The organism is Pseudomonas sp. PAGU 2196 (assembly GCF_022179005.1).
Taxonomy (GTDB): domain Bacteria; phylum Pseudomonadota; class Gammaproteobacteria; order Pseudomonadales; family Pseudomonadaceae; genus Aquipseudomonas; species Aquipseudomonas kermanshahensis.
This window is the reverse complement of the sequence record NZ_BNTL01000005.1, coordinates 1-26,405: the sequence shown is the minus strand read 5'-3', so window position 1 is coordinate 26,405 and position 26,405 is coordinate 1. Positions and strand designations below refer to the sequence as shown.

27 protein-coding genes are annotated in these 26,405 nt (G+C 62.8%); 21 read left to right on the top strand and 6 right to left on the bottom strand.

Translation table 11 applies throughout. The features are described from left to right. Window positions 1-37: 37 nt before the first annotated feature. Window positions 38-1,333, top strand: a complete 1,296-nt coding sequence (locus MFF34_RS05340) for an FAD-binding oxidoreductase (RefSeq protein WP_238210870.1) — start codon at window positions 38-40, stop codon at window positions 1,331-1,333. Window positions 1,334-1,341: 8 nt separating this feature from the next. Here MFF34_RS05340 and MFF34_RS05335 read toward each other — a convergent pair whose 3' ends face one another. Next, window positions 1,342-2,112 carry an SDR family NAD(P)-dependent oxidoreductase gene (locus MFF34_RS05335; RefSeq protein WP_238210868.1) on the bottom strand — a complete coding sequence of 257 codons (771 nt, stop codon included), beginning with the start codon at window positions 2,110-2,112 and terminating at the stop codon, window positions 1,342-1,344. Window positions 2,113-2,192: 80 nt separating this feature from the next. Next, complete coding sequence (locus MFF34_RS05330) at window positions 2,193-3,026, bottom strand: transporter substrate-binding domain-containing protein (RefSeq protein ID WP_238210866.1); 834 nt, start codon at window positions 3,024-3,026, stop codon at window positions 2,193-2,195. Between the two features lie 431 nt (window positions 3,027-3,457). Between MFF34_RS05330 and MFF34_RS05325 the strand changes: the two genes are divergently transcribed. The 9 genes from MFF34_RS05325 (at window position 3,458) to MFF34_RS05285 (ending at window position 12,157) form a co-directional block, all read left to right on the top strand. Continuing rightward, on the top strand, window positions 3,458-4,279 hold the full coding sequence (locus MFF34_RS05325; protein WP_238210864.1) for an amino acid ABC transporter ATP-binding protein: 822 nt from the start codon (window positions 3,458-3,460) through the stop codon (window positions 4,277-4,279). 10 nt (window positions 4,280-4,289) lie between these two features. After that, on the top strand, window positions 4,290-4,961 hold the full coding sequence (locus MFF34_RS05320) for an amino acid ABC transporter permease (RefSeq protein WP_238210862.1): 672 nt from the start codon (window positions 4,290-4,292) through the stop codon (window positions 4,959-4,961). Window positions 4,962-4,971: 10 nt separating this feature from the next. Further along, complete coding sequence (locus MFF34_RS05315) at window positions 4,972-5,637, top strand: amino acid ABC transporter permease (RefSeq protein ID WP_238210854.1); 666 nt, start codon at window positions 4,972-4,974, stop codon at window positions 5,635-5,637. Window positions 5,638-5,673: 36 nt separating this feature from the next. Further along, window positions 5,674-6,549: a dihydrodipicolinate synthase family protein gene (locus tag MFF34_RS05310; RefSeq protein ID WP_238210852.1), complete on the top strand. Its 876-nt coding sequence runs from the start codon at window positions 5,674-5,676 to the stop codon at window positions 6,547-6,549. A 125-nt stretch (window positions 6,550-6,674) separates the two neighbouring features. Further along, window positions 6,675-7,955 (top strand): FAD-binding oxidoreductase, encoded by a 1,281-nt coding sequence (locus MFF34_RS05305; protein ID WP_238210850.1) that lies wholly within the window; start codon window positions 6,675-6,677, stop codon window positions 7,953-7,955. Next, window positions 7,952-9,433 (top strand): aldehyde dehydrogenase family protein, encoded by a 1,482-nt coding sequence (locus MFF34_RS05300; protein ID WP_238210848.1) that lies wholly within the window; start codon window positions 7,952-7,954, stop codon window positions 9,431-9,433. The genes MFF34_RS05305 and MFF34_RS05300 overlap by 4 nt, the downstream gene beginning before the upstream one ends. A gap of 9 nt (window positions 9,434-9,442) precedes the next feature. After that, complete coding sequence (locus tag MFF34_RS05295; RefSeq protein ID WP_238210846.1) at window positions 9,443-10,468, top strand: proline racemase family protein; 1,026 nt, start codon at window positions 9,443-9,445, stop codon at window positions 10,466-10,468. A gap of 54 nt (window positions 10,469-10,522) precedes the next feature. After that, window positions 10,523-11,284, top strand: a complete 762-nt coding sequence (locus MFF34_RS05290) for a GntR family transcriptional regulator (RefSeq protein ID WP_238210844.1) — start codon at window positions 10,523-10,525, stop codon at window positions 11,282-11,284. A gap of 117 nt (window positions 11,285-11,401) precedes the next feature. Beyond that, the gene (locus MFF34_RS05285; RefSeq protein ID WP_238210837.1) at window positions 11,402-12,157 is read left to right on the top strand and encodes an SDR family NAD(P)-dependent oxidoreductase; all 756 of its coding nucleotides are present in this window, start codon (window positions 11,402-11,404) and stop codon (window positions 12,155-12,157) included. A 118-nt stretch (window positions 12,158-12,275) separates the two neighbouring features. Here the strand turns inward: MFF34_RS05285 and MFF34_RS05280 are convergent, their stop codons facing one another. Beyond that, window positions 12,276-14,399 (bottom strand): TonB-dependent receptor, encoded by a 2,124-nt coding sequence (locus tag MFF34_RS05280; RefSeq protein ID WP_238210835.1) that lies wholly within the window; start codon window positions 14,397-14,399, stop codon window positions 12,276-12,278. Between the two features lie 219 nt (window positions 14,400-14,618). On the opposite strand from MFF34_RS05280, the gene MFF34_RS05275 reads away from it, so the two are divergent. After that, window positions 14,619-14,861: a DUF1654 domain-containing protein gene (locus tag MFF34_RS05275; RefSeq protein WP_027596110.1), complete on the top strand. Its 243-nt coding sequence runs from the start codon at window positions 14,619-14,621 to the stop codon at window positions 14,859-14,861. A 6-nt stretch (window positions 14,862-14,867) separates the two neighbouring features. Beyond that, window positions 14,868-15,560 carry an endonuclease gene (locus tag MFF34_RS05270; protein WP_238210828.1) on the top strand — a complete coding sequence of 231 codons (693 nt, stop codon included), beginning with the start codon at window positions 14,868-14,870 and terminating at the stop codon, window positions 15,558-15,560. 3 nt (window positions 15,561-15,563) lie between these two features. On the opposite strand, the gene MFF34_RS05265 is transcribed toward MFF34_RS05270, so the two are convergent. Together MFF34_RS05265 and MFF34_RS05260 are read right to left on the bottom strand one after the other, a co-directional pair. Then, the gene (locus tag MFF34_RS05265) at window positions 15,564-15,989 is read right to left on the bottom strand and encodes a GTP pyrophosphokinase (RefSeq protein ID WP_027596108.1); all 426 of its coding nucleotides are present in this window, start codon (window positions 15,987-15,989) and stop codon (window positions 15,564-15,566) included. 177 nt (window positions 15,990-16,166) lie between these two features. After that, complete coding sequence (locus MFF34_RS05260; protein ID WP_027596107.1) at window positions 16,167-16,736, bottom strand: SPOR domain-containing protein; 570 nt, start codon at window positions 16,734-16,736, stop codon at window positions 16,167-16,169. A 341-nt stretch (window positions 16,737-17,077) separates the two neighbouring features. Here MFF34_RS05260 and MFF34_RS05255 point away from each other — a divergent pair, with 341 nt between their 5' ends. Genes MFF34_RS05255 through MFF34_RS05235 form a run of 5 tightly spaced genes read left to right on the top strand, consistent with a single transcriptional unit; the run spans window position 17,078 to window position 21,582 of the window. After that, window positions 17,078-17,596 (top strand): TRAP transporter small permease, encoded by a 519-nt coding sequence (locus MFF34_RS05255; protein ID WP_027596106.1) that lies wholly within the window; start codon window positions 17,078-17,080, stop codon window positions 17,594-17,596. Beyond that, window positions 17,596-18,879 (top strand): TRAP transporter large permease subunit, encoded by a 1,284-nt coding sequence (locus MFF34_RS05250; RefSeq protein ID WP_238210826.1) that lies wholly within the window; start codon window positions 17,596-17,598, stop codon window positions 18,877-18,879. The genes MFF34_RS05255 and MFF34_RS05250 overlap by 1 nt, the downstream gene beginning before the upstream one ends. A 27-nt stretch (window positions 18,880-18,906) precedes the next feature. Then, the gene (locus tag MFF34_RS05245; RefSeq protein ID WP_085273087.1) at window positions 18,907-19,902 is read left to right on the top strand and encodes a TRAP transporter substrate-binding protein; all 996 of its coding nucleotides are present in this window, start codon (window positions 18,907-18,909) and stop codon (window positions 19,900-19,902) included. A 50-nt stretch (window positions 19,903-19,952) separates the two neighbouring features. Further along, window positions 19,953-20,756 carry a carbon-nitrogen hydrolase family protein gene (locus tag MFF34_RS05240; protein WP_238210824.1) on the top strand — a complete coding sequence of 268 codons (804 nt, stop codon included), beginning with the start codon at window positions 19,953-19,955 and terminating at the stop codon, window positions 20,754-20,756. Window positions 20,757-20,781: 25 nt separating this feature from the next. Then, the gene (locus tag MFF34_RS05235; protein ID WP_238210822.1) at window positions 20,782-21,582 is read left to right on the top strand and encodes an HpcH/HpaI aldolase/citrate lyase family protein; all 801 of its coding nucleotides are present in this window, start codon (window positions 20,782-20,784) and stop codon (window positions 21,580-21,582) included. A 63-nt stretch (window positions 21,583-21,645) separates the two neighbouring features. Here the strand turns inward: MFF34_RS05235 and MFF34_RS05230 are convergent, their stop codons facing one another. Beyond that, entirely contained in the window at window positions 21,646-22,545 is a 900-nt protein-coding gene (locus MFF34_RS05230) for a LysR family transcriptional regulator (protein ID WP_099428862.1), read from the bottom strand. A gap of 112 nt (window positions 22,546-22,657) precedes the next feature. Here MFF34_RS05230 and MFF34_RS05225 point away from each other — a divergent pair, with 112 nt between their 5' ends. From MFF34_RS05225 to MFF34_RS05210, 4 genes are read left to right on the top strand one after another with little or no spacing between them, the layout of a single operon-like run. Then, window positions 22,658-23,326: an RraA family protein gene (locus tag MFF34_RS05225; RefSeq protein ID WP_238210820.1), complete on the top strand. Its 669-nt coding sequence runs from the start codon at window positions 22,658-22,660 to the stop codon at window positions 23,324-23,326. 47 nt (window positions 23,327-23,373) lie between these two features. Next, window positions 23,374-24,441: a TRAP transporter substrate-binding protein gene (locus tag MFF34_RS05220; protein ID WP_238210812.1), complete on the top strand. Its 1,068-nt coding sequence runs from the start codon at window positions 23,374-23,376 to the stop codon at window positions 24,439-24,441. Beyond that, the gene (locus MFF34_RS05215; RefSeq protein ID WP_238210810.1) at window positions 24,438-25,073 is read left to right on the top strand and encodes a TRAP transporter small permease subunit; all 636 of its coding nucleotides are present in this window, start codon (window positions 24,438-24,440) and stop codon (window positions 25,071-25,073) included. Before MFF34_RS05220 ends, MFF34_RS05215 begins: the two co-directional genes overlap by 4 nt. Continuing rightward, complete coding sequence (locus tag MFF34_RS05210; protein WP_238210809.1) at window positions 25,067-26,347, top strand: TRAP transporter large permease; 1,281 nt, start codon at window positions 25,067-25,069, stop codon at window positions 26,345-26,347. The genes MFF34_RS05215 and MFF34_RS05210 overlap by 7 nt, the downstream gene beginning before the upstream one ends. Window positions 26,348-26,405 lie beyond the last annotated feature (58 nt).

The following is a 26,405-nucleotide window of genomic DNA, read 5'->3' as shown; positions in this document are numbered from 1 at the left end:
CCGCAACATTCCGTTCACACTGCCGCCGAGTGAAGCCATGTCCCCCGTCATCGACCCTGTGCACACCCCTACCACCCACCCTCAGGCCACGAGCGTGGTGATCATCGGGGGAGGCATCATTGGCCTGACTGCGGCCCTTACCCTGGCCGAACGCAACATCCCTGTGGTGCTGCTGGAGAAGGGACGCCTTGCGGGTGAGCAGTCGTCGCGCAACCTGGGCTGGGTGCGCAAGACCAACCGCCATGCGCATGATATTCCGTTGGCCCTGGCGGCCGACCAACTGTGGGCGAAAATGCCGGAACGGGTCGGCAGCGATGTCGGCTACCGGCAAGCAGGCATCATGTTCATCGGCCGCAACGACACGCAGATGGGCATGCACGAAAGCTGGCTCAAGAGCGTCGAGCACCTCGGCCTGGACTCTCGGCTGCTCAGCAACAAGGAGATTGCCAACAAGGTGCCCGGCGGCCGTGCCGACTGGGCCGGGGGCATCTACACCGCCTCGGACGCGCGTGCCGAGCCGACCCTGGCCGCCAGCGCCATCGCCCGTGCAGCGATCGCCAAAGGCGCGGTGCTCGTGGAAAACTGCGCGGTGCGCACGCTGGTCACCGCCGCTGGCAGGGTCAGCGGAGTAGTCACCGAGCAAGGCGAGATTCGCTGCGACCAGGTATTGCTGGCCGGCGGCTTGTGGTCTCGCAAGTTTCTCGGCAACCTCAATATCGACCTGCCCACCCTGCCGCTGACCTGTTCAGTACTGCGCACCCACCCGCTGGACGGCCCGACCGACATTGCCGTGGGCGCACCGGACTTTTCCTTCCGCAAACACAAGGATGGCGGCTACATCATTACCCAGCGCGGGGCGCTCGATGCATTCCTGACCCTGGATCACCTGCTGTTGGGCAGGCGTTACCTGCCGCAACTGCGGGCACAGCGTGACTTTTTGCGCATCAGCTTCGGCAAGTACTTCTTCAAGGACCTGGCCCTGGCCCGGCGTTGGGGTGCCTCGCAGGTGACGCCCTTCGAGCGCGTCAGGGTTCAGGACCCGCAGGCCAACACGGCATTGAACGATGAAGCCCTGCGTAACCTGCAGGCAGCCTGGCCAGTGTTCGAGCAGGCCCGGATCGCCTCAGCCTGGGCAGGCACGATTGACGTCACCCCAGACTCAAACCCCGTGATCGGCCCGGTGCCGACCATTCCCGGCCTGACCTTGGCGACCGGGTTTTCCGGGCATGGCTTCGGCACCTCGCCGGCAGCGGGCCAATTGGCGGCGGACCTGGTTTCGCAGTCACCCACGTTGATCGACCCGAGCCCCTACCGGTTCGAGCGCTTCGCCTGAGCGGCGCCTCAACGGATGTAACTGCCGCCGTTCACATCCAGCGTCGCGCCGTTGAGCGACGCCTGGGACGGGCGCAAAGTGAACGCCACCAGCTCGGCGATTTCAGCCGGGCTAGCCATACGCCCAAGGGGGATGTCTGCCACGGCGGCGGCTTCGCCATGTTGGGCGACAAACTGTTCCGCCATGTCGGTGCGCACCCAACCCGGGGCAATCGCCACCGCCACCACATCCTGCCCCGCCACGCTGCGGGCCAGTGATTTGGTCAGGTTGATCAGCGCGGCCTTGCTGCTGCCGTAGGGCAATGCCTCGGCGGCATAACCTCGCTGGGCGGCGCGGCTGGCCATGTTGACGATACGCCCGCCGCCATGGGCGCCAAAATGCGCCACTGCTTCACGGCACAAGTCGGCTGCGGCGAAGAAGTTGACTTGGAACTCGCGACGCCACGCCGCCCGCCATTGCGCTGAGGGCAAATCCAGCGGGACCTCGGTGCGGATGCCTGCGTTGTTGACCAGGCCATGGATGCGCCCACCGGCCAGCTCAAGGGCGGCATGCCACAGGGCCTCGGGGCCGGTGTCCTGGCTCAGGTCACCCTGCACGGTCCAGCCATTGCCCGCGATCCGCTCCAACAGGGCCTGGGCACCTCTGGCATCGCGGCTGTAATGAATCAGCGGCTTGGCGCCCTCGGCCGCCAGCTGTTCGACAATCGCGGCGCCAATACCCCCTGACGCTCCCGTGACCAGGACTACCTGCCCATGCAGGGGCCGTGTGCGTTCACTCATGAGGTTCACCTTCTTTCTATGCGGCCCAAAAAATGCCGCGTGCCTGGCTCCAAGCGCGCGGCATGTAGCAGTGTTACGCCCTACTTGGCAGCGTTGGCCGCCAGCGAAGCGTTGTCGACCAACTGCTGGATTTCACCAGTGTCGCGTCGCTGCCTCAGGTAGATGTTCAGCACTTCAAGGTCGGCCGCCGTGATGTCCCGGCGTACACCGAATGAAACGCCCTGCTTGGCCAGTGCTGGCTTGGGCAGTATCTCGCGGGTCCAGTCAGGGTTGGCCAGGGCAAACAGGTGGTTGGTGTCGCTGGCATCCACCAGCACATCAGCACGTTTGGACATCACCGCCAGGCGCGCTTCGTCCATGCCGGGCAAACGCATGATCTTGCCATTGCGCACGACCGCGCTGATGGCCTTGTCCTGGGCTGTGCCAGACATCACCGCGAACGTCACGTCCGGTTTGTCGAGGGTGACGATGTCGTCCTTCACGTCAGCGAGCTTGGGGTTGTTCTTGTTGACCAGCAGCGACACCTGATAGTCGGTTGCCGGCACCGTGAATGCGACCGCCAGGGCACGTTCCGGGGTCTGGTTCAGGGCCATGGCCAGGTCCCACTTGCTGCTTTGCAAGCCCGCCACCAGGTTGTCCCAACTGGTGTCGACGAACTCCACCTTGACCTTGAGCACCTTCTCGCCGAAGTCCCGGCACAGGTCGACGAAGTAGCCGCTGTAGGCGCTAGTGCTGGCGTCTCGCATCACGTACGGCGCTGCCACGGCGGCGCCACAGCGCAACACCCCGGCTTTTTGCACGTCTTGCCACAGCGAAGTTTCAGCGGCCTGGGCCGGCGCTTGAGCCAGCAGTGCGGCACAAAGGCTGGCACTGGCCAACAGCGCGTTGAACGAAGAGCGGACGGAAACAACCATTTTTGACCTCACTGATAATCATTGTTGTTGGCAGGAAGGTAAGGCGTTTATCTGCATGCTTGCATGTATGCAATGCTGTATTCACAGTAGAAAGGGTTGAGCTGGCCTGTCAATAGCCGTTTGGAATGCTGATGAAAAATTTTCCGATTACGCATCTGTTGACAGGCTCAGCGAAATCACACTAGCCTGAATACAGCGCTGCACACATAGCGGCACTCATTAGAATTACCGCGCTCTTTTTTGCTTGCTCTTCTGCCTACAAAAACAATCACCGGAGAGACTCAAAATGCCACGCCCCCCTTTCCCCGCCGTCCCGTGTCTCGCTGCAACCCTGCGGCTACTGCCTAAAACACAGCGGGCCTGAAAGCCCGGTAACGCCTGCTGACATGCCGAGGGCCCTGGCCAGGGGCAATCTCGCGGAGACGACTGTCATGAACACGCCTCATTTAGTGGCTGCCCAGCCACTGGCTTCGCTCACCCCGAATTCCGTCAACGGCGGTGATTTCATCCAGCTGCGTGACGTTCGCAAGGCCTATGGCGAGCAACTGGTGGTGATGGACCAGATGAACCTGGACATGCGCGCCGATGACCGGCTGGTGATCATCGGCCCATCCGGCAGCGGCAAAAGCTCGTTGCTGCGGGTGTTGATGGGCCTGGAAGGTATCCAGGGCGGCACCATCCGCTTCCAGGGCAAGCCCTACATCGATGGCTGCCGCAAGCAGGGCAGGCCGCTGGATGAAACCCTGCACAAACAGATCGGCATGGTGTTCCAGCACTACACCTTGTTCCCGCACCTCTCGGTGCTGGGCAACCTGATCCTCGCCCCGGTCAAGGTGCATGGCCTGAGCAAGGCCGAGGCCACCGAAAAAGCCCGCGCCTACCTCGCCCGGCTGGGCCTGGAAAGCAAGCTGCACGCGTACCCCAGCCAGCTCTCCGGTGGCCAGAAACAACGTGTGGCCATCGCCCGCGCACTGATGCTCGAACCGCGGCTGATGCTGTTCGACGAAGTCACCTCGGCGCTCGACCCGGAAATGGTCATCGAGGTGCAGAACGTGATGCTGCAGCTGGCCGAACAGAAGATGGCGATGGTCATCGTCACCCACGACATGCACTTCGCCCGCCACATCGCCACCCGCGTGGTGTTCTGTGCCAACGGCAAGGTCGTCGAGCAGGGCCACCCAGACCAGCTCTTTACCGCCCCGCGCGAACCCCGTACCCGCGAGTTTCTGGAAAAAGTCCTGCACCTGGACTGAGGGCGCTGCGATGAACTACCAATTTGACTTCCACTTCCTCAACGGCAGCCTGCCGGCCCTGCTCGACGGCCTCAAGGTCACCCTCGAGCTGGCCCTGGTGTCCAACCTGATCGGGCTGGTGTGCGGTTTCGTGCTGTGCCTGATGGCCCTGAGCCGATGGTTCTTCATCCGCTGGCCGGCGCAGCTGTTCATCGAGTTCTTCCGCTGCACCCCGGCGCTGTTGCAGATCGTCTGGTTCTTCTACTGCGTTCCGATGCTGTTCGACGTGTTCATCGACCCAATCGCCATGGGCTTCCTGGCCCTGGGCCTGAACCTTACGGCATTCAACGCCGAGGCCTACCGCGCGGGCGTTCAAGCGGTACCGCGCGAACACCTCGATGCCTGCGTGGCACTGGGCCTGAAGTCCTGGCAGCGCACGCTGTACGTGGTGTTGCCGCAATCGCTGCGCAGCGCCTTGCCGGTGCTGATCACCAACGGCATCGGCACCCTGCAGCAAAGCGCGCTGGTGGCGATCGTCGCCGTCGCCGACCTGATGTACGTCGGCAAGAGCCTGGCCACCGAGGCTTATCGCCCGCTGGAAACCTACACCCTGATCGCCCTGGTCTACTTCGCCCTGTCCCTTCCGATCGCCCAGCTGGTGCAGTGGTTCGAGCGGCGCCAGGACCTGGCCGCCCAGCGCTGAGGAGACAGCCATGCCACTCGATTTCTCGGTTGTTCTGAACTACTGGCCAGTGCTGTTGAAAGGCCTGGCCCTGACCCTGGCATTCACCGGTATCTGCGCCCTGCTGGGCAGCCTGCTGGGCTTTGTGGTCAGCCTGCTGCGCCAGGCCAAGACGCCGCTGCTGCGCCTTCCGCTGACCCTGTACGTGGAGTTTTTCCGCGGCACGCCACTGCTGATCCAGCTGTTCTGGGTGTTCTTCTGCTTCCCGGTGGTCTTCGGCCTGAACATCCCGCCCTATGCCTCGGTGTTGATCGCCCTGACCTTGTTCATGGGGGCAATCACCAGCGAGACCTTCCGCGGCGCGCTGAAGTCCATCGCCAGCGAACAGCACGACGCCTGCACCGCCCTGGGCCTGACGTCGAAGGTCAAGGTGCTCTATGTGATCTTCCCCCAGGCACTGCTGCGCGCCGTGCCCCCGCTGCTGTCGAACGTGGTCAGCCTGTTCAAGGAGAGTGCGTTGATCTCCTCGGTCGGGGTCGCCGACTTGATGTTCGTCGGCCAGAACATTTCCAACAGCACCGCCCGCCCGGTCGAGTTCCTCTCGGCGGTGGCCGTCATCTACTTCCTCGTGGCCTTCCCGCTGACCCGCCTGGTAGGCGTGGTCGAAGGGCGCCTGCTGCGTCGCTACGCCTACTGACCTGACTGATCTGAAACCAACCCCGGAGACGACATCATGAAACTCAACGGTATCCTGCCTGCCCTGGTCACCCCTTTCGACGCCGCGGGCAAAGTCGATCACGACACCCTGGCCTCGATCCTCGAGCATCAACTGGCCGCGGGGGTCAGCGGTTTCGTGCCACTGGGCTCGACCGGCGAATACTATGCCCTGGCCAATGACGAACGCCGTCAGATACTGGCCACCGTCAAAGAGGTGGTCGGTGACCGCGGCACCCTGATCGCGGGGGCCAACGGTTCGTGCACCCGTGAAGTGCTGGAGCAGATCAAGCAGACCGTCGACGCTGGCTACACCAACCTGCTGATTGCCCCGCCGTACTACGCGCTGCCGTCCCAGGAAGAGCTGCTGGCCCACTACAACACCATCCTTCAGGCCTTCCCCGAAATCAACGTGGTGCTCTACAACTACCCCATCCGCACCAACGTCGAAGTGGGCCTGGACGTGATCGCGGCGCTGCACCAACACCCGCGTGTGATCGGCATCAAGGAAAGCAGCGGCAACCTGTTGCGTGCCATCGAGATCGGTGAGAAATACAAGGGCATGCAGTTGTCCTGCGGCTCGGACGACCAAGCGCTGGACTTCTACCTGTGGGGCGCCGACAGCTGGATCTGTGGCCCGGCGAACATCTTCCCGGAGAAGGTCGTGGCCTTCCACAAGGCCTTTACGGCTGGCGACATCCGCGGTGCCCAGCAAGTGATGCGCAGTTTGTTCCCAGCCATGGCCAACCTGGAAAGCGGCAAGTTCGTGCAAAAGGTCAAGTACGGGGCGGAGCTGGCAGGCTTCAAGGTTGGCAATGCCCGTGCGCCGCTGCTGCCGCTGACCGATGAAGAAAAGGCCGAGTTCCGCACGGTATACGAAGCTTCGCAGCAATAAGTGCCAGGGGCCGCTTTGCGGCCCATCGCGGGCAAGCCCGCTCTCACAAGGAGCGGCGCAAACCTGTAGGAGCGGGCAAGCCCGCGATCGAGGGCTTGCCCTCGCAACAACGTAGAGCCTGCACCATGAACAACCCGCACCCTTCAGCGCAACAGGCCATCGTCATCGGTGGCGGTATCGTCGGCGTCTGCTGCGCGCTGTACCTGCAGCGCGACGGCTACCAGGTCACCCTGGTCGACCCCGCCGCCCCTGGCGACAGCACCGCCAAGTGGAGCTGCGGCCAGTTGGCGGTCAGCGAAGTCATCCCGCTGTCCAAGCCTGGCATCTTGATGAAAATCCCTGGCTGGCTGCTCGACCAGAAAGGCCCCCTGGCCCTGCGCCCCAGCGCACTGCCTAGCATCCTGCCGTGGTTTCTGCGGTTCCTGGCCTGCGCGCGCTCCTCGAAGATCAACCAGATCGCGCAAGATATGGCCCGGCTCACCCAGCATGTCTACGACGACTATGCGCCGTTGCTGAACGCCTGCCCGGACAAGACCCTGCTAGGCGACCGCCCCATCCTTGAGGTATTCGACTCCCCGGCCGGGCTGGCCCACGAACGCCCTCACCTGGACCTGCGCAAGCAGCTTGGCTTCAAATCAGAAGAGCTGGACGGCGCGGCCATCGCTGACCTGGAGCCGGCCCTGGCAGGCAAGTTCCAGCATGGTTTGCTGTTCCCCGACTGGCGCGCCGTTAATGACACCGAAGGGTTTATCGCAGCCCTGACCACAAGTTTCATTGCCCAAGGGGGCGTGCGCGTGCGCCAAGCCGCGGTGAAAATCGACCACACCCACGACCGCGCCACCGGCGTGACCCTGGCCGACGGCACGCGCTTGCCGGCCGAGCAGGTCGTCGTCGCCGCCGGTACCGGTGCCCGCGCGTTTTTCGACACCCTTGGGGTCAACATACCGCTGGCTGGGATTGCCGGCTACCAGGCGGTATTGCCCCAGCCTGGGGTTGAGATCCGCCATTCGGTGATCTATGCCGACGGTGGTTTCTGCTTTGCCCCCATGACCCGAGGCCTGCAGATTGGCGGCACCCTAGAGTTCGCAGCGCCAGGCGCCGAACCGAACTTCAAGCGCGCCGAGATCATCATGGAAAAGGCACGCCGGGTACTGCCGCAACTGAACACCCAAGGCATGCAGTTTGGCGTCGGCTACCGGCCCTTCCTGCCGGACACCAAACCCGTCATCGACCGCGCACCACGCCTGCACAACGTGGTCATGGCCTTCGGGCATGGCCAACTCGGCCTCACCCTCGGCGCTACCACCGGCCGCCTGGTTGCCGACCTGGTCGCGCAGCGCACGCCCGCACAAGACCTGAACGCCTTCAGCGCCCGACGTTTCGCACTCATTGGAGGAGCAGCATGAATCGCTACGACCAGTTTTACATCAATGGCCAATGGGTCAGCCCCATCCTGGGCGCACGCTTCCCTTCTTTCGATCCCAGTGACGAAAGCCTGATCGCCCAGGTGGCGTCTGGCAGTGCCGAAGACATCGACGTGGCCGTCAAAGCAGCTCGCGTTGCCTTCGACGAAGGCCCATGGCCACGCCTGAGCGGCGCCGAACGTGGCGCCTACCTGCGCAAGATCGCCGAGGGCATCCGTGCCCGTCAGGAACAATTGGCCACTCTTGAAGTGCGCGATAACGGCAAACCCTTTCCGGAAGCGATGTGGGACATCGGCGACACAGCGGGCTGTTTCGAGTTCTACGCCAACCTGGCTGAAGAACTGGATGAGAAACGCGAAAAACCCGTCGCGCTGTCCGATGACCGTTTCAGCTGCGTGGCGCGTAAGGAACCCATCGGTGTTGCCGGCGCCATCGTGCCGTGGAATTTCCCGATGCTGATGGCCTCGTGGAAGATCGCCCCGGCCCTGGCGGCGGGCTGCTGCATCGTCCTCAAGCCCGCCGAGCAAACCTCGCTGACCGCGCTGGAGCTCGCGCGCATCGCCGATGAAGCCGGCTTGCCTGCCGGTGTGCTGAACATCGTCACCGGCCCCGGCACCACCGTCGGTGCAGCGCTGACCGCGCACCCCGGCGTAGACAAACTGGCCTTCACCGGCAGCGTCCCGGTTGGCAGCCACATCATGCAAGCGGCCGCACAGGACATCAAGAACGTCACCTTGGAGCTGGGCGGCAAGTCGCCATTCGTGATCTTTGCCGACAGCGATATCGAAGCTGCGGTCGAGTGGATCATGTTCGGGATTTTCTGGAACAAGGGCGAGGTCTGCTCGGCCACCTCACGGGTGCTGGTAGAGCGTTCGGTGTACGAGCCGTTGCTGGCACGCCTTGCCGAAGAAACGCGCAAGATCAAGATCGGCAACGGCATGGAAGAAGGCGTGCTGCTAGGCCCGCTGGTCAACCGTAACCAGTACGATGGCACCCTGCGCGCCATCGCCCGGGGCCTGGAAGAAGGTGCCCGCCTGGTGGTGGGCGGCGAGCGCCCGGCACACCTGGACAAAGGCTTCTACCTGCAGCCCACTGTGTTTGCCGACGTGCCGGAACACAGCTGGATCTGGAACGAAGAAATCTTCGGCCCAGTGGTGTGCATCCGCCCCTTCGACAGCGAACAGGAAGCGATCGACGCGGCCAACAACTCACGTTTCGGCCTGGGCGCCGCGGTCATGTCCAAAGACCTGGCGCGCTGCGAGCGCGTGGCCCGCAAGTTCCGCGCAGGTATCGTTTGGATCAACTGCTCCCAGCCGACCTTTACCGAAGCCCCCTGGGGCGGTTACAAGCAAAGCGGGATTGGCCGCGAGCTGGGTGAATGGGGCCTGAACAACTACCTCGAAACCAAGCAGATCACCCGCTACGACAGCGAACAGCCTTGGGGCTGGTACATCAAGTGAGGTAACGCCATGCGTTGGAAACAGACCCTGCAACTGGCCGAAGTGCACTGCGAGGGCGAAATCGGCAAGGTCATCACCGGTGGCGTTTTGGGCATCCCCGGCGCCAGCATGCTGGACAAGATGAACTACATCAACGAGGTCGACGACAGCCTACGGCGCCTGGTGACGCTGGAACCGCGTGGCTGCCTGCAGATGTCGGTGAACCTGCTGCTGCCGCCGACCCACCCTGATGCACACGCCGGCTTCATCGTGCTGCAGGCCGACAAGGCCCACCCGATGTCCGGCAGCAACTGCATCTGTGTGGTCACCGCCCTGCTCGAACTGGGCATGGTGCCAATGCAGACGCCAGAAACCACCGTGGTGCTCGACACCCCGGCCGGCCTGGTCACCGCCCGTGCCCAGTGCGCGGACGGGCGCTGCCTGAGCGTGTCGCTGGACATGGTGCCGGCGTTCGTCGAGCACCTGGACCTGGCCGTCGAGACAGAAGCGTTCGGCACGATCAAGCTCGATGTGGCGTTTGGGGGTGTGTACTACGCGCTGGTAGACGTCGAGCAGACCGGGCTGTCCATCAGTCCGGAGAATGCCCGGGCGTTGGCCGACGCCGGTGTGGCGTTGAAAGACTTGATCAATCGGCAATTGAACATCCAGCACCCGTTGCTGCCGTCGGTCAACGAGGTGGCGTATGTGATGTTCCGCAATCGCCTTGACGACCGCACCTACCAAACCTGCACGACCCTGCCGCCGGGCCGGGTCGACCGCTCGCCGTGCGGCACCGGCAGCTCGGCCAACCTGGCCACCTTGGCGGCACGCGGCCTGGTGCAGGCGGGTGACGAGCTGGTGTCGCGCTCGACTATCGGCGGGCAGTTCCAGGTCACTCTGCTCGGGCATACCGAGGTCGCCGGCCGGCCTGCAGTGCTGCCGCGGGTAACCGGGCGCGCCTGGCTTTATGGGCTGCAGCAACTGGGGGTGGACCCGGATGACCCGCTGGCGGCCGGGTTCATGCTCAGCGATACCTGGGGCGCGGGGACTGCCTGAGCCGCAGCGGCCTCTCGCCGGCACGGCTGCGAAGGGGCCTGCAGCGCACTGCAGATGAAAACAACAAAGACCGGCCTGTATGATACGACCGAGCCCAACCGAGACCTGATGATGGCCAAAGACACCGAAACCGAAGGCGCGCCACGTCGCCACAGCGGTCGCTACATATACGAGGAACTGCGCAAGCAGATCCTCACCCTCAAGCTCAAACCGGGCGTGCAACTGGACGAAGTCTCACTGGCCGCGCAGTTCGGGCTCTCTCGCTCACCGGTGCGTGATGCATTGGCACGGCTCATCACCGAGGGGCTGGTGGTCATCCTGCCGAACCGCACCACCTTGGTCACCCCCTTCGAGATCGAGGAGTTCCCCAATTACATCTCAGCCCTGGACCTGATCCAGCGCGCCGTCACCCGCCTGGCTGCAACCCAGCATCGCGCAGAAGACCTGGACGCTATCCGCAAGGCCGACGCGGCGTATCTGGAGGCCGTGACCAGTGGCGACTTCCAAGCCATGTCCGAGCTGAACAAGGCCTTCCACATGGCTATCGCGCAGGCTGGGCGCAACCCCTACTTCATCAACTACTACGAACGCCTGTTGAGTGAAGGCCAGCGCCTGCTGCACCTGCACTTCGACCACGTGGTCAGTTCGGCCACCGCCCACCGCCTTGGCCGTGACCACGATGAAATGATCGAGGCCATTGCCGCCCGCGATGCCGATGCCGCAGAAGCCGCGGCCCATGAACATACGATGCTGTTCCAGCGCCGGTTCCTGGATTACCTGCAGCAGAACCTGACAGCGCGCATGTCTATCGCCTGACGCCCTTATCAGCACCCGCTGACACCGCCAGGGCTGAGACCGCTCAGCCCTGTTGGCACACTCACACCCTTTACCAGCCTGCATGCAACTCTGCATACAATAAATCAGGAGTCAAAAATGCAAAGATTCGTGAACAACGTGGCGATCGTGACCGGTGGCGCTGGCGGCATCGGCTCTGCCATTGCTGGCCGGCTGGCCAGCGAAGGCGCAACGGTGGTGGTCAGTGACGTCAACCTGGAAGCAGCAAAGACTGTGGCGCAGGCCATTGAGCAGGCCGGCGGCAAGGCGCACGCCATCGCGGCGGACATCGCGTCGGGCGAGGCCTGCCGGGGCCTGGTGCAAGAGGTCGCAGCAACGTTCGGGCGCATCGATGTGCTGGTGAACAACGCCGGCATCAACCGTCGCGGCAACCTGCTGGCCTTGAGCGAAGAGGATTGGCACAGCAGCTTTGCGATCAACCTGGATGCCATGTTCCATCTGTGCCGGGCCGTGCTGCCTGGCATGATCGAAGCGGGGGGTGGCGCGATCGTCAACACGGCCTCGCAGTGGGGCCTCTACCCGGCACCTGGGCATATTGCCTACAACGTCACCAAGGCGGCGGTGGCATCGTTTACGCAAAACCTGGCGCGCGACTATGCGCCGCACAAAATCCGTGTCAATGCGGTATGCCCCGGCGAGATCCACACGCCCATGCTTGAAGCCGGTGTGCTGCGCTCGGGGCGCACCATCGCCGACCTGGACCGCATGGTCCCGTTCGGGCGCATCGGCAAACCGGAAGAGGTCGCCGCCCTGGTGGCCTTCCTGGCTTCGGACGAGGCGGCGTTCATGTGCGGCTCGCTGGTCGAGATCACGGGCGCGCAAGCGGTGGCCTGACTGCAGCATGCACCCCCAGGTTAGGAGCAGCCTTGTGCTGCGAAGAGGCCGGTAGCAGCAGTAAAGATCACTGTGCTACTACCGGCCTCTTCGCAGCACAAGGCTGCTCCTACCTATATCAGCGGAACTGATACTCCAACCCGGCGCCCGCATACCACGACCGCCCCGGCGCAGCTTCGTAGTAGCGTGCGTTGCCGTCACCTACGATCACCGACCCCACATACTGCCGATCAAACAGGTTGTCCAAGCGGATCAGCTGGTGGAACGTCCACGGCCCAGCGTGCTGTTCGAAGCGCGTCCGCCAGTTGAAGACGGTATAGGCCGGCGCCGGTTTTGCGGTATTGCTGTCCTCCACATACACCTTGCTGCGGTACTGCCCTTCAACCCCCATGCTGACAAACGTCGCTGGTTTCCACACGAGCTCGCCGAACAGGTTGTCGAGCGGCACGCCCGGCAGGCGGTTGCCATCCTCGATGGTCTGCGTGCCTTGGGCGAAGTCTTCGGCGTAGCGGGCATCGGTGCGGGTGTACACCACGGTCGTCTGCCACTGATCGCTGAGGTCGCTTTGCAGGCTCGCCTCAAACCCGCGGCGCAACGTCTTCCCGGCGTTTCGGTAACTGGTACGGCCGTCGGTGGCGCTGGCCACCACGATTTCGTCTTCCGTATGGATTTCGTAAACCGCGGCGTTGAGCCGGGTACGTTCGCCGAGCCGGTATTTGACGCCCACTTCATACTGAGTGCTGGAGGCTGGCTTGAGCCCGAAGTTAAAGCGTTCAACCTGGCCAGGGGCGTAGGCCATTTCGGCCTGGGTCGGGGTCTCGAAACCCTTGCCGACACTCACGTAACCACGCACGTCCGGCGTAAACGCATACATCACCGACAGCGACGGCGTGTTCTGCTGGTACGTCTTCTTGCCACTGGAATCGCCATTGGCCAGGTAGTGGTCATCGACGCGCATTTGCATCGAGCTGTGGCGCAGGCCAAGGTCAGTGGTCCAGTTGCCGAGCTCCCAATGCGCCTGGATATATGGGTCCAGGCTGGTGGCGGTGTCTTGCTCGTCACGCCGCAGCTCACCTTTGACGCCCAGCGTGTCGCCGCTGAAATTCTGGAAGCCGCGGCGGTCGTCCTTGCTCTGGTCATAGTCGGCGCCAACCGTGACCGTAAGGTTGCCGGGGGCGGCTACAACCGGCTGTATCCAGCGCAAGGTGCCGCCGTGAAACGCACGGTCGAAGTCCACTACCCCACCGCCACGCTGGCTGTTGGAGGCCACTGTCTTCGGAATGGACAGGTACTGCACGACGCTACGCTGCCCCGCGTAGAGGTTGAACTGCAACGTGGCATCGCCGAAATAGCGCTCGTAGTTCATGCCCAACTGCTGATGGTCAATGCTCTTGCGGGTGTTGTAGAGGTCCGCCACCGCTGCGGTGGAGCGAGGGTCATGTTTATAGGCGTCCCAGGTTTGCCCCAGCGGGTCTTGCGTGTTGTTCTGTTCGAGGCTGCTGTAGATCAGCGCCAGGCGCGAGTCAGCGTCGGGCCTTACGTGCACCTTGGCGAAGGTCTGGTCGCGGCGGGCGGCGCTGTGGTCACGGTAACCGTCGGTGTCCATGCGCGATGCATCGAGCACGAAGCCGGCGGTTTCGTTGCCACCCTCGGCCGACAGGTGATTCTTGTTGAAACCGTCGCTGCCAAAGGTGGTTTCGGCCCCTACCCTTGCAGGCCCCTGCCCGTCCCGGCTGAACATCTGGATAACGCCGCCGGCGTTGCTCCCGTATAGGGTCGCTGCGGGGCCGCGCAACACCTCGATGCGATCGGCCACATCCAGGTTGAGCGAGGCGGCCTGCCCCTGGCCGTCTGGCGTACTGGCCGGGATACCATCGCTCAGCAGCTTGAGGCCGCGAATACCAAAGGCCGAGCGCGCGCCGTAACCCCGCGATGACACTTGCAGGTCTTGCGCATAGTTCTGCCGGTTTTGCACCACTAGGCCGGGCACCTTGGTCAGCACTTCTGAAAGATTGACGCCCAACTGGCCGTCGGTCCCATGGGAAAGGTCCACGGTATCGATCGAAAAAGGCAGGTCGAAACTGCCGGTTGGCGCGTAGGCGCCAGTGACCACCACCGGGTCGGTGATCAGCACATCGACTGCCTCGCTGCTGGCATGGCTCAACGGGCTGATGCTGCCGGTCAGCAACAGGGTCAGGCCTGTGCGCAAGGGGGCAGGTCGATGCAAACGGAATGGGTACATGTGAAGCTTCCTGAAGCTTGGGCCTGACCGATTTCGCGTCATGCCCAAGGCGTCACTGCTGTGTCCAGGCACAGAGCGCGCGAATGATAGCGGAGAGGTGATGGCACAGATGGTACCAATCCTTCACCTCGGCCACACACACTTTTGCCTTACAGGCAGTTGCGAATTTACTTACGGTGAAATACTGTACGCACATACAGCAAAAACAAGGAAATGCCTGTGGCCAGCACCTCCTCAGCAACACCGAGCAGCTATGAACAACTGGGCGTACGTATCCAGAAGATCATCAACAGCCCCACCGCCCAACGCAGCCGTGCAGCGCTGATCTTCCGCCTGGAGCAAGAGTCCCCGGATGACTGGGAGACCCTGCTCGAAGAAATCGCCGAGAACGACAACGTCACCCTCGCCCATCGCGACGATGGCGGCGTGCAGATTTTCTGGACCGTGCCCAAGGAAGACTGACTGCGCATGAGAGTTTCGCTTTTCGCTGCAGCCTGCCTGCTGTTGTCCACCCCGTTCGCCCATGCCGATGCCCCACGCACGTTCCAGGAGGCCAAGAAGGTCGCCTGGAAGCTGTACGCGCCACAATCGACGGAGTTTTATTGCGGCTGCAAGTACAAAGGCAACAAGGTTGACCTGGCCTCTTGCGGCTATACACCGCGCAAGAACGCCCAACGGGCTTCGCGCATCGAATGGGAGCACATCGTGCCGGCCTGGCAGATCGGCCACCAGCGCCAGTGTTGGCAGGACGGTGGGCGCAAACAGTGCTCGCAGCACGATGAGGTGTACAAACGCGCCGAGGCCGACCTGCACAACCTGGTGCCCAGCATCGGTGAGGTCAATGGCGACCGCAGCAACTTCAGTTTCGGTTGGCTGCCTGAGCAGCAGGGCCAGTACGGCAGTTGCCTGACCCAAGTCGACTTCAAGGCCAAGAAGGTCATGCCACGTCCTTCGATCCGCGGCATGATCGCACGCACGTATTTCTACATGAGCAAGCAGTACAACCTGCGCTTGTCGAAGCAGGACCGGCAGCTGTTCGAAGCGTGGAACAAAACGTACCCGCCGCAAGTATGGGAGCTGCAGCGCAACCAGCAGGTGGCCTGCGTGATGGGGCGCGGTAATGCGTTTGTCGGGCCGGTGAACCTCAAGGCCTGCGGCTGAGGCTCAAGCCAGTGTCTGCAGGTAGGCGCTGGCCTCCCGGTAACGGGCCAGCCGCGCCAGGTCGGCGGGGCCAGGAACTGGGATGCGCGAGAGGTCGCTGTTATCGGCCAGGTCGGCCAGTTTGACGGTGCGCGCCAAGGGGTCACCACCAAGGCGCTGGACGAAGTCTTGGTAAGACTCGCCATCACGTCGGCTCAGCGCCAGCAGCGCGGCAAGAATTTTCAGTGCAAAGCCCTCACGCGCCAAGTCGGACAGGGTCATCGGGGTGTCTTCGATTACATCATGAAGCACCGCGACGATCCGCTGCTCGGGCGTGGAAACCCGCATCATCACGCGTAGCGGGTGCAGGATATAGGCCGCCCCACCCTTGTCGTATTGCCCTTCATGCGCCCTGGCAGCCACGGCAATGGCCCGCTCCAGTGTAGACATGAGGCCCTCCCCGTTCAGCTCTCCCAGTGCAAGCATAGCCCGCACGGGCATATACGCCCAGCCTTTGTAGGCGCAGCCTTGTGCTGCGAAGAGGCCGGTGCAGACGCCCTGTATTCAGGTGGCTGCACCGGCCGCTTCGCAGCACAAGGCTGCGCCTACACGGTGTGGGTTGCGGGGTTAGCGCTGGGCGCCATGCTGGATGACCACCGAATCGGTGCCCAACTTGGCCATCACCTCGGCCTTGCGCGCCTCGGCTTCTTCCTTGGTCGGGAATGGCCCCATCAGCACCACTGGCTTGCCGTTGCGGTATTCGACCGAAGACGGGATGCCCTTCTCGATCAGGCGCGCCGTCATGTCGCTCAAGGCCCCCATGTTCGCCCCCTGCACCACTTCGACATCCCAGCCTTCCGGGGCCGGCTCACCGGCCAGCGCCTCGGCGCGGCGCTGCAGGTCGGCACCACCGCACAGCTCGCGGATGCGCAGGTTGTTGCCGCTGTCGTCGACGATGATCTCGTATTGGCCATCACGCTTGATCGCCACGTAGCTACGGTAGGCTTCGTACTGCCCGGCGTCGTCCTTGCCGCGGACTTGGCCGCAAATGGTGCCATGGGTGTCGATCCGCACGTTGCCGAACTTGGCAGTCTTGGGGTTGTGCAGGTGCTCGGCCACCTGTTTGTGCACGCCTTCGACTTCGTTCTCACAGCCCGCCAGGGCGAGCACTGCCATTACCACAGCCAGTTTGCGCACGCGTGTACCTCCAGATTCGAAGGGGCGGATTCTAGCATGCCGCCCCCGGGCAAGGACCGCGACCATACGTTACACCCTGCTACCGCGATGTGCCGACCACCGCCCCCTGCGCAGCCACGGCCCGGGCACTGATCGCCATTTCTTATCCCCCTGATAAAAAACTTGAGGCAGCCGAAACCGGGCGTTTCAGACAACAATCCAGGCAGTCGTACGACGACGTATGTCCAATAATAAAAAGGTGACCCCATGCCCCGCTTACACCTACAGGTGGATGTTGCTGTCCGCGCTCTCGCACCAAGCGCTTTCGGCGCTCCCTGGGCAGCTCTGCTCCAGGAGGCGCCATGAAAACACTGATCGATAGTTACTTTCTGGTTCTGAAAACGCTGGTGATCGCCTGCCTTGTGGCCATCACCTGCCTGATTTTCACCAATGTCGTGCTGCGCTATGGCTTCAACTCGGGCCTGTTCTTCAGCGAAGAGATCTCCCGCCTGGCATTCGTCTGGCTGGTGTTTGCCGGCGCCCAATTGATGCTTCACGAAAACGGCCACATCGGTGTCGACATCGTCACCCGCCGGGTTTCGCCTGGTGTGGCCAGGTGCCTGTTGGCACTGACGCAACTACTCATGCTCTACGTGACCTGGCTGTTCCTTGACGGCAGCTGGAAGCAGACCGTGATCAACCTGCATGTCGGCGCCCCCTCCACCGGCATTTCCATGGCCTTGTTCCATGGGGCGGGCCTGGTCTTTTGCATCCTCAGCGGGCTGCTGATCTTCACCCAACTGGTCAGAAACCTGATGGGCACCCTTCCCGCGCACACCCCGGCCGAACCCTCGGCAGCAGAACACGGAGCAGTCGAATAATGGCCCTGTCAGTCTTCGTCGGCGTGCTGATGGCCGCCATCCTGATCGGCGCACCCATCGCCTACGCCCTGATCCTCTGCGGCGTGGCCCTGATGTGGCTGCTGGGCTTGTTCGATGGCCAGATCATCGCGCAGAACATCATCAATTCGGCAGGCAGCTTCCCCCTGCTGGCCATTCCGTTGTTCATCATCGCTGGCGAGGTCATGAACAGCGGTGGCCTGTCCAAGCGCATCATCAAGCTGGCCATCACCCTGGTCGGCCACCTGCGCGGCGGGCTCGGGTACGTCACCATCTTCGCCGGCGTGCTGCTGTCCAGCCTGTCCGGTTCGGCACTGGCCGACGCCGCCTCGTTAACCGCCCTGCTGCTGCCGATGATGGTCCTCGCCGGCTACAACCGCGACCGCTCCGGCGGCCTGATCGCCTCGGTATCGGTGCTTGGCTCGATCATCCCGCCCAGTATCGGGTTCGTCGTGCTGGGCGTCGCGTCCGGCCTGTCGATCACTAAGCTGTTCCTGGCCGGCATCGCCCCTGGGCTGATGATCGCCGCCGCCCTGGTCGTGGCCTGGTGGCTGATGTCACGGCGCAACACTGACGTCGAACTGAGCCCGAAGGCCAGCGGCAAAGAGCGCCTCAAGGCTTTGGTCGACAGCTTCTGGGCACTGATGCTGCCGGTGATCATCGTGGTCGGCCTGCGCTTTGGCGTGGTCACCCCCACCGAGGCCGGTGCTGTGGCCAGCGTCTATGCACTGCTGGTGTCGTCGTGCATCTACCGCGAACTGAGCCTCAAGTCGCTCAATGACCTGCTGCTGCGCGCCGGCAAGACCACCGCCGCCGTGATGTTCCTGGTCGCCGCCGCCTCGATACCGGCCTGGATGATCACCATCGCCGATATCCCCGGGCAGATCATCGACCTGATCCAGCCGGTGATGGACAACCCGCGCCTGCTGATCGTGGTGCTGATGCTGTTGATCCTGGTGATCTCGATGGTCATGGACCTGACCCCGACCGTGCTGCTGCTCGCCCCCATCCTGGTACCGGTGGTGACCGCGGCGAACATCGACCCGATCTACTTCGGCGTGCTGTTCATGATCAATTGCTCAATCGGCCTGATTACCCCGCCCGTGGGCACAGTACTCAACGTGGTCTGCGGCATCGGCAGGATGCGCTACGAAGCGCTGCTCAAGGGCACGATCCCGTTCCTGATCGCCGAAGTCATCGTGCTGTCCCTGCTGGTCATCTTCCCCGAACTGGTCACCGTCCCTGCCCAGTGGTTCGGCCACTGATCCCCACAACAATAAAAGGTACACAGCATGAAGAAGCTCGCCGTCATCGCCGCCCTGTTGCTTTCCAGCAGCCTGAGCATGGCCGCCGACTACAACGCGCGCGTGATCAAATTCGCCGCCACCAGCCCCAAGGGCACGCCACCGGCCATCGGCATGGAGCTGTTCGCCAAGAAAGTGCAAGAACGCAGCGATGGCAAGATCAAGGTGCGCACCTTCCCCAATGGCGTGCTGGGTGGCGACGTGCAGGTGCTGTCGTCGCTGCAAGGTGGCGTAGTGGAAATGATGACCTGGAACGCCGGGCTGATGATCAACCACGTCACCGACTTCGGCATCCTCGATTTCCCGTTCCTGTACACCGACACCGCCAAGGTGGATGCCATGCTCGATGGCGAAGTGGGCAAGATGCTCACCGACCAGCTGCCGGAGAAAAACCTGGTAGGCCTGGCGTTCTGGGAGCTGGGCGTGCGCAACCTGACCAACAACGTGCGCCCGGTGCAAAACCTTGAAGACATCGCGGGCCTGAAGATCCGCGCCCAGCAATCGCCATTGTTCCTCGACGTGTGGGCGGCGTTGGGCGCCAACCCCACCCCGCTGCCCTTCACCGAGGTGCACACGGCGCTGGAAACCGGCACCGTGGATGGCCAGGAAAACCCGGCGGCACTGATCCTCGCCTCACGCTTCAACGAGGTGCAAAAGTACCTGAGCCTGACCCGGCACAACTACAACCCGCAGATCGTGCTGATCAGCAAAACCTTCTGGGACACCCTCAACCGCGACGAGCAGCAACTGCTCACCGAGGTCGCCCAGGAAGTGCGCCTGGAGCAGCGCCGGATCTCTCGCGAGGCCGATATCAAGGCCATCGCCGACCTGCGCAGCGATGGCATGCAGGTCAACGACCTGCCGGCCGAAGAGCTCGCACGCATCCAGGCCAAGATCCGCCCTGTGGTCGACAAGTACGCCGCCCAGATCAACCCCGAATTGGTCAGCAAGGTCTACCAGGCCATGGGCTACCAGGCGCAGTGACGCTACCCGCGCCGCCCCCGCGGCGCCCTCTATTGCCAATAAGGAACAGCATGAAAATCTCCGTCGCCCAGATTCACCCGGTGGCCGGCAACCCGGCGCGCACCCTTGAAAAAGTCGCCGAACTGGCACGCCAGACTGCCGCCGAAGGTTCACGCCTGATCGCCTTCGCAGAATGCCTGATCACCGGTGGCGCCTTCGACAGCCGCGAAGACCTCGAACGCGGCGCCATCACCCTCGACGCCCTGGCGCCATTGCTGCAGGTATCGGAACAGAGCGGCATCCTGATCGTGGTCGGGTTTTACGAACGGCATGAGGCCTCGGTCTACAACACCGCCGCGCTGATCGGCCCACAGGGCATCATCGGCCTGCACCGCAAGCGCCATCTGCCATTCATGATCGGCGACCGCTTCACCGACCGCCCCAGCGAGTGGACACCGCCGGTATTCGACACCGAGATCGGTCGTATCGGCTTGGCCATCTGCTATGAAATCCGCTTCCCCGAGGTAGTGCGCACGCTGGCGCTCGAAGGCGCCGACATTGTCGTGCTGCCCGCCGCATGGCCCGAGCAGGCGCGCATGCTGCCGGACATTTTCAGCACCGTCCGCGCGGCAGAGAACATGGTCTATTTCGTCGCCCCCAACCGCAACGACATGGATGAAGGCATGCAGTTCATCGGCACCAGCCACATCATCGAACCCTCCGGCAAGACCTTGGTACGCGCAGGGCTCGAAGACGGTGTGTACAGCGTCGAGATCGACCTGGCCAAGGCCCGCAACAAATCGCTGATCCGCGACCCTGGCGTGTTCGAAGTGCACCCGTTCCGCGACCGGCTGCCCGAAACCTACCGCATCTGATACCCGCCAAAGGCAGACCTCAAGCATGAACCCAAACACCCCACACACATCGCTGAAGGCCCGCATGGCACGCGGTACCACCTTTGGCATGAACATCTACAGCACAGCCTGCATGGCCATCGAAGTGGCCGGCAACTGGGGGCTGGACTTTGTCTTCATCGACGCCGAGCACACTGCGCTGGGTGTCGACAGCCATATGGAAAAACTCTTGCTGGCCGCCACCAGCGCGGCCATCCCCGGCCTGGTGCGGGTGCGTGGCACGCTGGAGTGGGACATTCGCAAGGCGCTGGAAATGGGCGCGGCGGGCGTGATCGTGCCGCAGGTGCACACAGCGGCGCAGATGCGCGAGATCATCCGCTACAGCAAGTTCCCCCCGCTCGGGCGCCGCGGCGGTGACAGCTCGGTACGCTCGGCAGGCTACGCCGGGCCTGGCTTCGACTGGGCCACGTATACCCAGGCAGAGAACACCCGCAGCGTGATCGTGCCGATGGCCGAGAGCTACGAGTTCTTTGACAACATCGATGAAATACTCGATGTGGAGGGGATCGACGCCGTGCATTTCGGCCCTGCCGACTACTCCCTGTCGCGACAATTGCCGGTCGACTATCGTCTGGGCAACCCGGAAGTGCTGCAACGTTTGCAGTTGCTGATCGAGAAATGCCACGCCCGCTCGATCCAGGTGATGGTGCCGTGCTTCCCCGCAGACCAGGCCACGGCGCAACGCTTGATCGAAATGGGCAGCGACATGCTGTTGATGGGCAGTGACCTGTCCTGGCTGAACCAGGCCGGGCAACAGATAGCGGCCGTGAAACACGCGTTGGCGTAAATGCCGGCCGGCCAGGGTGCATGCGCCCGGCCGGCCCGATTGCTGCCTTATAAAAGCGACTAACTAATCAACCAAGAAATTCTGTTTGACCAAGGTCGCGCGAATAATCGACACCAAGGTGTCGAGTTGCATATCCGGGCGTTCGGTCAAATACGACAGGCAGAACTTGGCTGGCGGAATCGGCGGATCGCACGGCAAGGTCTTCAGCATATCCACGGCCAACATGTCGCGAATCAATGGCACAGGCAAAATTCCAATGGCATGCCCCGCCGAGACCATCTTGGCAATAAAGGCCAGCGAATTGCTTGAATGAAAGGCATGGCTGACCGAGCCACTTTCTTTCAGCCAGCGGTCCACCACTGAATACAGTGTCGATGGCGCACTGTGGGTCACGATCGAATAGTGCCGGGCATGCTCCGCCAAAAAAGGCCCCTGGGCCACGTCCAGGTGCCGCGCGGCCACCCACTGGAAGGTCATCCAGCCGAGAAACACATCGGTCACATCCTCACGCGTGGCCGGGTTGGTCAGCAGCGCGATGTCGAGTTCATGATCGTTCAGCTTGCGGTTGAGCACGGCGCCGACGTCGATGGAAATCTCCAGGGTGATCTCCGGGAAGTGCGCCTTTATATCGCTGATCACCGCGGTCAGCCCAACCATGGCCGAGCACTCGTCCGCGCCCAGGCGCAAGCGCCGGTGCTTTTTTTGCTGTGCGGCAAATTGCTCGAGTTGCGTGCTGTTGTTAAGCACCAGCTCGGCATGGCGCAAGGCGGTATGGCCATCTGCGGTGAGGCTCATGCGCTGCTTGCTGCGGTCGAACAACTTGACGCTGAGCAGCGACTCCATTTCCTTGATCCGCGCCGACACCGCAGGTTGGGTCAGGTGAAGATGGCGGGAGGCCGCGTGAACACCCCCAAGGCGGGCGGTCCAGTAGAACGCCTCGATCTGCATCAGCGTAATACGCATGATAAAAACTGCTCCGGTAACTGCTTACGGATTTTTATTATCGACCGTTCGGCGTGCTTGTTAGGATGACCGAAACCCTTCGAAAAAGCATCCGGCATAACAAGAACTTCCTATGTATATTATCGAAGCACTGCCCGCCCCGATCAACGCCACCGAACTTGAAGTACTGATCAACGCCGAACCGGCAACGATCGGCCACTTCATTACCCACGGTATTGCCAACCCCCACATCAAGGCCCACTTTCAGAATGTGCGGGCCGTCGGTACTGCGGTCACCGTGAGGATGCCCGGTAACGATGGTGGGATTTTGCACTACGCCATGGGCTGCGTGCGCCCAGGCGACTTCCTGGTAGTAGACCGATGCGGCGAGCGCATTACCGCCGCGTTGGGTGGCGCCATGGCGTACGCCGCCAAACAGGCGGGCGTGGCCGGGATCATCGTCGATGGCTATGTCACCGACCTGGGCGAAATCCGCGAGCATGGGGTGCCTGTGTGGTCCCGCGGCGCCAGCGCGATCACCACCCGCGTGATCGGCCAGGAAGGCGAGTTCTGCACGGCCATCCAATGTGGCGGGGTGATTGTCCACCCCGGCGATGCGGTGGTGGCCGACGAAAACGGCATGGTGTTTCTGCGCCCGGGCCAGGTCATCGAACTGGCTCAGCGTGCCATCGACTTTCAGCGCAACGAAAAGCACACACTGGCGCGGTTGGCCAAGGGTGAGAAGTTCCCTGATATCGTCGGCTCGCGGCCGACCATCGAGGCGGCGTCCCGCCCACGCTGACTCAACATCGCCTGAAGTAGCTCCCGAACAAGAACAAGAGGACTACCGTGAAGTTCAGCCCCCTGCTCATCCCCCTGGCGCTCGGCGCGCTGCTCAGTCATTCGCCTGCGTTTGCGGACACGCCTGCGCCGCAACAAGCGCCGCCTGTGATCCGCTTCAACGTGGTCGGCGGTGGCAGCCACAACTACACGTTCCGCGCGGTTGAACAGCCGTTCTGGAACCAGACGTTGCCAGCGCAATCGCAAGGCAAGGTCACCGCGCAGTTGCTGGGGTTGTCGGAGAGTGGCCTGAAAGGGCCGGAGATCATTCGCCTGATGCGTTTTGGCGCAGTCGATATCGGCATGGGCGTGTTCGCCTTCGTGGCCGGCGACGATGCCACCTTCGAGGGCGTGGACCTGCCCGGCCTGGCCGATACCATCGACACTGCCCACACCATCGCCGACGCCTACAAGCCGGTGCTGGAACAACGCATGGCCGAGCGCCACGGCATCAAGCTGCTGGCCACCGTGCCGTATACCGCGCAGGTGTTCTTCTGCCGCGACGCCGTGCACGCGTTGACCGACCTGCAGGGCCGTAAAATCCGCACACGCGGGCGCAGCATGGCCGAACTGGTCAAGGCTATCGGTGCCGCGCCGGTCACCCTGCCCTTTGCCGAAGTAGTGACCGCCATGCAGACCGGCGTCATCGACTGCGCCATCACCGGTATTGGCTCTGGCAATGCCGCCAAGTGGTACGACGTTGCAGGCTACCTCTACAACCTGCCCGTCGATTGGTCGATCGGCTTTTATGGCATCGGCCTGAAGCGCTGGCAGCAACTGCCGCCCGAGGTACAGCAATTGCTGCAGGCGCAATCGCAGGTGCTGGAAGACGCCTTGTGGCGCGAGACCGCCAATGAAAACCGCTATGCCGAAGCCTGCAATGTCGGCAGCCCTGATTGCCAGATTCACCACCCCGCGCACATGACCGCCTCGGCCCCGACCGCCAGCGAAAAACAGGCGCTGCGCCAGGCTGCGCTGCACATCGCCAATGACTGGGGCAAACGCTGCGGCGGCCCTTGCGTAGCGCGCTGGAATGCCACCGTGGGCGATGCCATCGGCATGCGCCTCGCCCCATGAGCCACCTTGCCCCGGAGACTACCGACATGCACACCGCCCGCTCAGGCATGGGTGTCATCAGCACCATTGCCAAAGCCAGCACCTGGGTCGGCGGCTTCGCCCTGCTCGCCTGTGCGTTGCTGATCAGCATCGACTTGATATTGCGCAAGGCCCTGGGTGTTTCCCTGGGCGGCGCCGATGAAATGGCCGGGTACGTGCTGGCGATCACCAGCGCCTGGGCGTTTCCGGTCACCTTGCTGAAACGCGCGCACATACGCGTGGACATCCTCTACACGCGCCTAGGCCTGCGGCCTAGGGTGGCACTCGACCTGTTCGCCCTCACCTGCATGGCGCTGCTGGTCAGCACCTTGGCCTACCACGCAGGGAACGTGCTGTGGGACTCCATCGAATACCGTTCGGTGTCGAACACGCCCTTGCAGGTACCACAGTGGATACCCCAGTCGCTGTGGTTCGCCGGCTACCTGTTCTTTGCCCTGACCCTCGCGAGCCTGGCGATCACCTGCCTGGGCCACTTGCTGAAGGGCCGCTGGCACGCTATCAGCCCACTGATCGGCATCAACTCGGTGGAAGAGGACATCCAGGCAGAACGTTACCCAGACAGCACCCCGGGCAAGGAGCGCACGCCATGCTGAGCCTTACCCTGTTCATGCTGCTGGCGCTATTGGCGTTGAGCGTAGCCGCCGCCGTCAGTGTCGGCCTGCTGGGGATGTCGCTGTCGCAGCTGTTCTCGACGCTGCCGTTGAGTAGCGCCATGGGCGAAATTGCCTGGAACACCAGCAGCGAATTCCTGCTGGTGGCGATCCCTTTGTACATCCTGATGGGTGAGCTGCTGGTGTGTTCAGGCGTCGCCGGGCGCATGTACCAGGCCGTCGAGAAGTGGCTGTCGTGGTTGCCGGGTGGCCTGATGAATTCGAACATCGGCGCCAGCGCACTGTTCGCCACCACCAGTGGCTCCAGCGTGGCGACCGCCGCTACCATTTCGACCCTGGCCATCCCTGAACAGGAACGTAAAGGCTACAACGCGCCGCTGTTTCTCGGCTCGATTGCCGCCGGCGGCACGCTGGGCATCCTGATTCCGCCCTCGATCAACATGATCCTGTTTGCCTTGATCGCCAACGTGTCAGTGCCCAAGCTGTACCTGGCCGCGACGCTTCCCAGCATCATCCTGAGCATGCTGTTCACCGCACTGATCGTGGTGGCCTGCCTGATTCGCCCACAGTTGGGCGGCCGCAAGGAGACTACCCGCTGGGCCGAGCGCCTGGCCTGCCTGCCTGACCTGCTACCGCCGCTGGCCATCTTCGCTTTGGTGATTGGTTCGATCTACAGCGGTTTCGCCACGGCCAGCGAATCAGCCGCGCTGGGGGTGCTCAGTGCCTTTGGCCTGGGCCTGTGGCGCCGGGCATTCACCTGGCAAAGCCTGGGCCAGGCGTTCGAGGCTACCCTGCGCACCACCGGCATGATTATTTTCATCACCCTGTCGGCGTTCTTTCTCAACTTTGTGCTGGCGTCCATCGGACTGACCACCACACTGGTCAATTTTGTCACCGACCTGAACCTGTCGCCGATGGCCACACTGCTGGCGATCATCCTCTTCTACATCGTACTGGGCTGTTTCATGGACACACTGGCCATGCTGATCACCACCGCGCCACTGATCGTGCCGATTGTCGTCGCCTTGGGCTTCGATCCGCTGTGGTTTGGGGTGGTGTTGATCGTGTTGTGCGAGATGGGCCAGATTACGCCGCCGTTCGGCATGAACCTGTTTGTGGTGCAGAGCATCCGTGGGCGTGGCAATTTCATGGACGTGGTGTACGGCGCGCTGCCGTTCTGCCTGGCGTTGCTGGTGCTGATCGGACTGTTGATCGCTTTCCCGCAACTGGCGCTGTGGTTGCCAGCAGCTTTCTAGCAGGCAATAAAAAAGGGCGATCTGTGTAGATCGCCCTTTTTCGATTTGGTAGGCACAA

Excerpts from the sequence above, each read along its gene's own strand:
- MFF34_RS05340 (WP_238210870.1), top strand. The coding sequence starts at position 38 with ATGTCCCCCGTCATCGACCCTGTGCACACCCCTACCACCCACCCTCAG.
- MFF34_RS05335 (WP_238210868.1), bottom strand. The coding sequence starts at position 2,112 with ATGAGTGAACGCACACGGCCCCTGCATGGGCAGGTAGTCCTGGTCACG.
- MFF34_RS05330 (WP_238210866.1), bottom strand. The coding sequence starts at position 3,026 with ATGGTTGTTTCCGTCCGCTCTTCGTTCAACGCGCTGTTGGCCAGTGCC.
- MFF34_RS05325 (WP_238210864.1), top strand. The coding sequence starts at position 3,458 with ATGAACACGCCTCATTTAGTGGCTGCCCAGCCACTGGCTTCGCTCACC.
- MFF34_RS05320 (WP_238210862.1), top strand. The coding sequence starts at position 4,290 with ATGAACTACCAATTTGACTTCCACTTCCTCAACGGCAGCCTGCCGGCC.
- MFF34_RS05315 (WP_238210854.1), top strand. The coding sequence starts at position 4,972 with ATGCCACTCGATTTCTCGGTTGTTCTGAACTACTGGCCAGTGCTGTTG.
- MFF34_RS05310 (WP_238210852.1), top strand. The coding sequence starts at position 5,674 with ATGAAACTCAACGGTATCCTGCCTGCCCTGGTCACCCCTTTCGACGCC.
- MFF34_RS05305 (WP_238210850.1), top strand. The coding sequence starts at position 6,675 with ATGAACAACCCGCACCCTTCAGCGCAACAGGCCATCGTCATCGGTGGC.
- MFF34_RS05300 (WP_238210848.1), top strand. The coding sequence starts at position 7,952 with ATGAATCGCTACGACCAGTTTTACATCAATGGCCAATGGGTCAGCCCC.
- MFF34_RS05295 (WP_238210846.1), top strand. The coding sequence starts at position 9,443 with ATGCGTTGGAAACAGACCCTGCAACTGGCCGAAGTGCACTGCGAGGGC.
- MFF34_RS05290 (WP_238210844.1), top strand. The coding sequence starts at position 10,523 with ATGAAAACAACAAAGACCGGCCTGTATGATACGACCGAGCCCAACCGA.
- MFF34_RS05285 (WP_238210837.1), top strand. The coding sequence starts at position 11,402 with ATGCAAAGATTCGTGAACAACGTGGCGATCGTGACCGGTGGCGCTGGC.
- MFF34_RS05280 (WP_238210835.1), bottom strand. The coding sequence starts at position 14,399 with ATGTACCCATTCCGTTTGCATCGACCTGCCCCCTTGCGCACAGGCCTG.
- MFF34_RS05270 (WP_238210828.1), top strand. The coding sequence starts at position 14,868 with ATGAGAGTTTCGCTTTTCGCTGCAGCCTGCCTGCTGTTGTCCACCCCG.
- MFF34_RS05265 (WP_027596108.1), bottom strand. The coding sequence starts at position 15,989 with ATGTCTACACTGGAGCGGGCCATTGCCGTGGCTGCCAGGGCGCATGAA.
- MFF34_RS05255 (WP_027596106.1), top strand. The coding sequence starts at position 17,078 with ATGAAAACACTGATCGATAGTTACTTTCTGGTTCTGAAAACGCTGGTG.
- MFF34_RS05250 (WP_238210826.1), top strand. The coding sequence starts at position 17,596 with ATGGCCCTGTCAGTCTTCGTCGGCGTGCTGATGGCCGCCATCCTGATC.
- MFF34_RS05245 (WP_085273087.1), top strand. The coding sequence starts at position 18,907 with ATGAAGAAGCTCGCCGTCATCGCCGCCCTGTTGCTTTCCAGCAGCCTG.
- MFF34_RS05240 (WP_238210824.1), top strand. The coding sequence starts at position 19,953 with ATGAAAATCTCCGTCGCCCAGATTCACCCGGTGGCCGGCAACCCGGCG.
- MFF34_RS05235 (WP_238210822.1), top strand. The coding sequence starts at position 20,782 with ATGAACCCAAACACCCCACACACATCGCTGAAGGCCCGCATGGCACGC.
- MFF34_RS05230 (WP_099428862.1), bottom strand. The coding sequence starts at position 22,545 with ATGCGTATTACGCTGATGCAGATCGAGGCGTTCTACTGGACCGCCCGC.
- MFF34_RS05225 (WP_238210820.1), top strand. The coding sequence starts at position 22,658 with ATGTATATTATCGAAGCACTGCCCGCCCCGATCAACGCCACCGAACTT.
- MFF34_RS05215 (WP_238210810.1), top strand. The coding sequence starts at position 24,438 with ATGAGCCACCTTGCCCCGGAGACTACCGACATGCACACCGCCCGCTCA.
- MFF34_RS05210 (WP_238210809.1), top strand. The coding sequence starts at position 25,067 with ATGCTGAGCCTTACCCTGTTCATGCTGCTGGCGCTATTGGCGTTGAGC.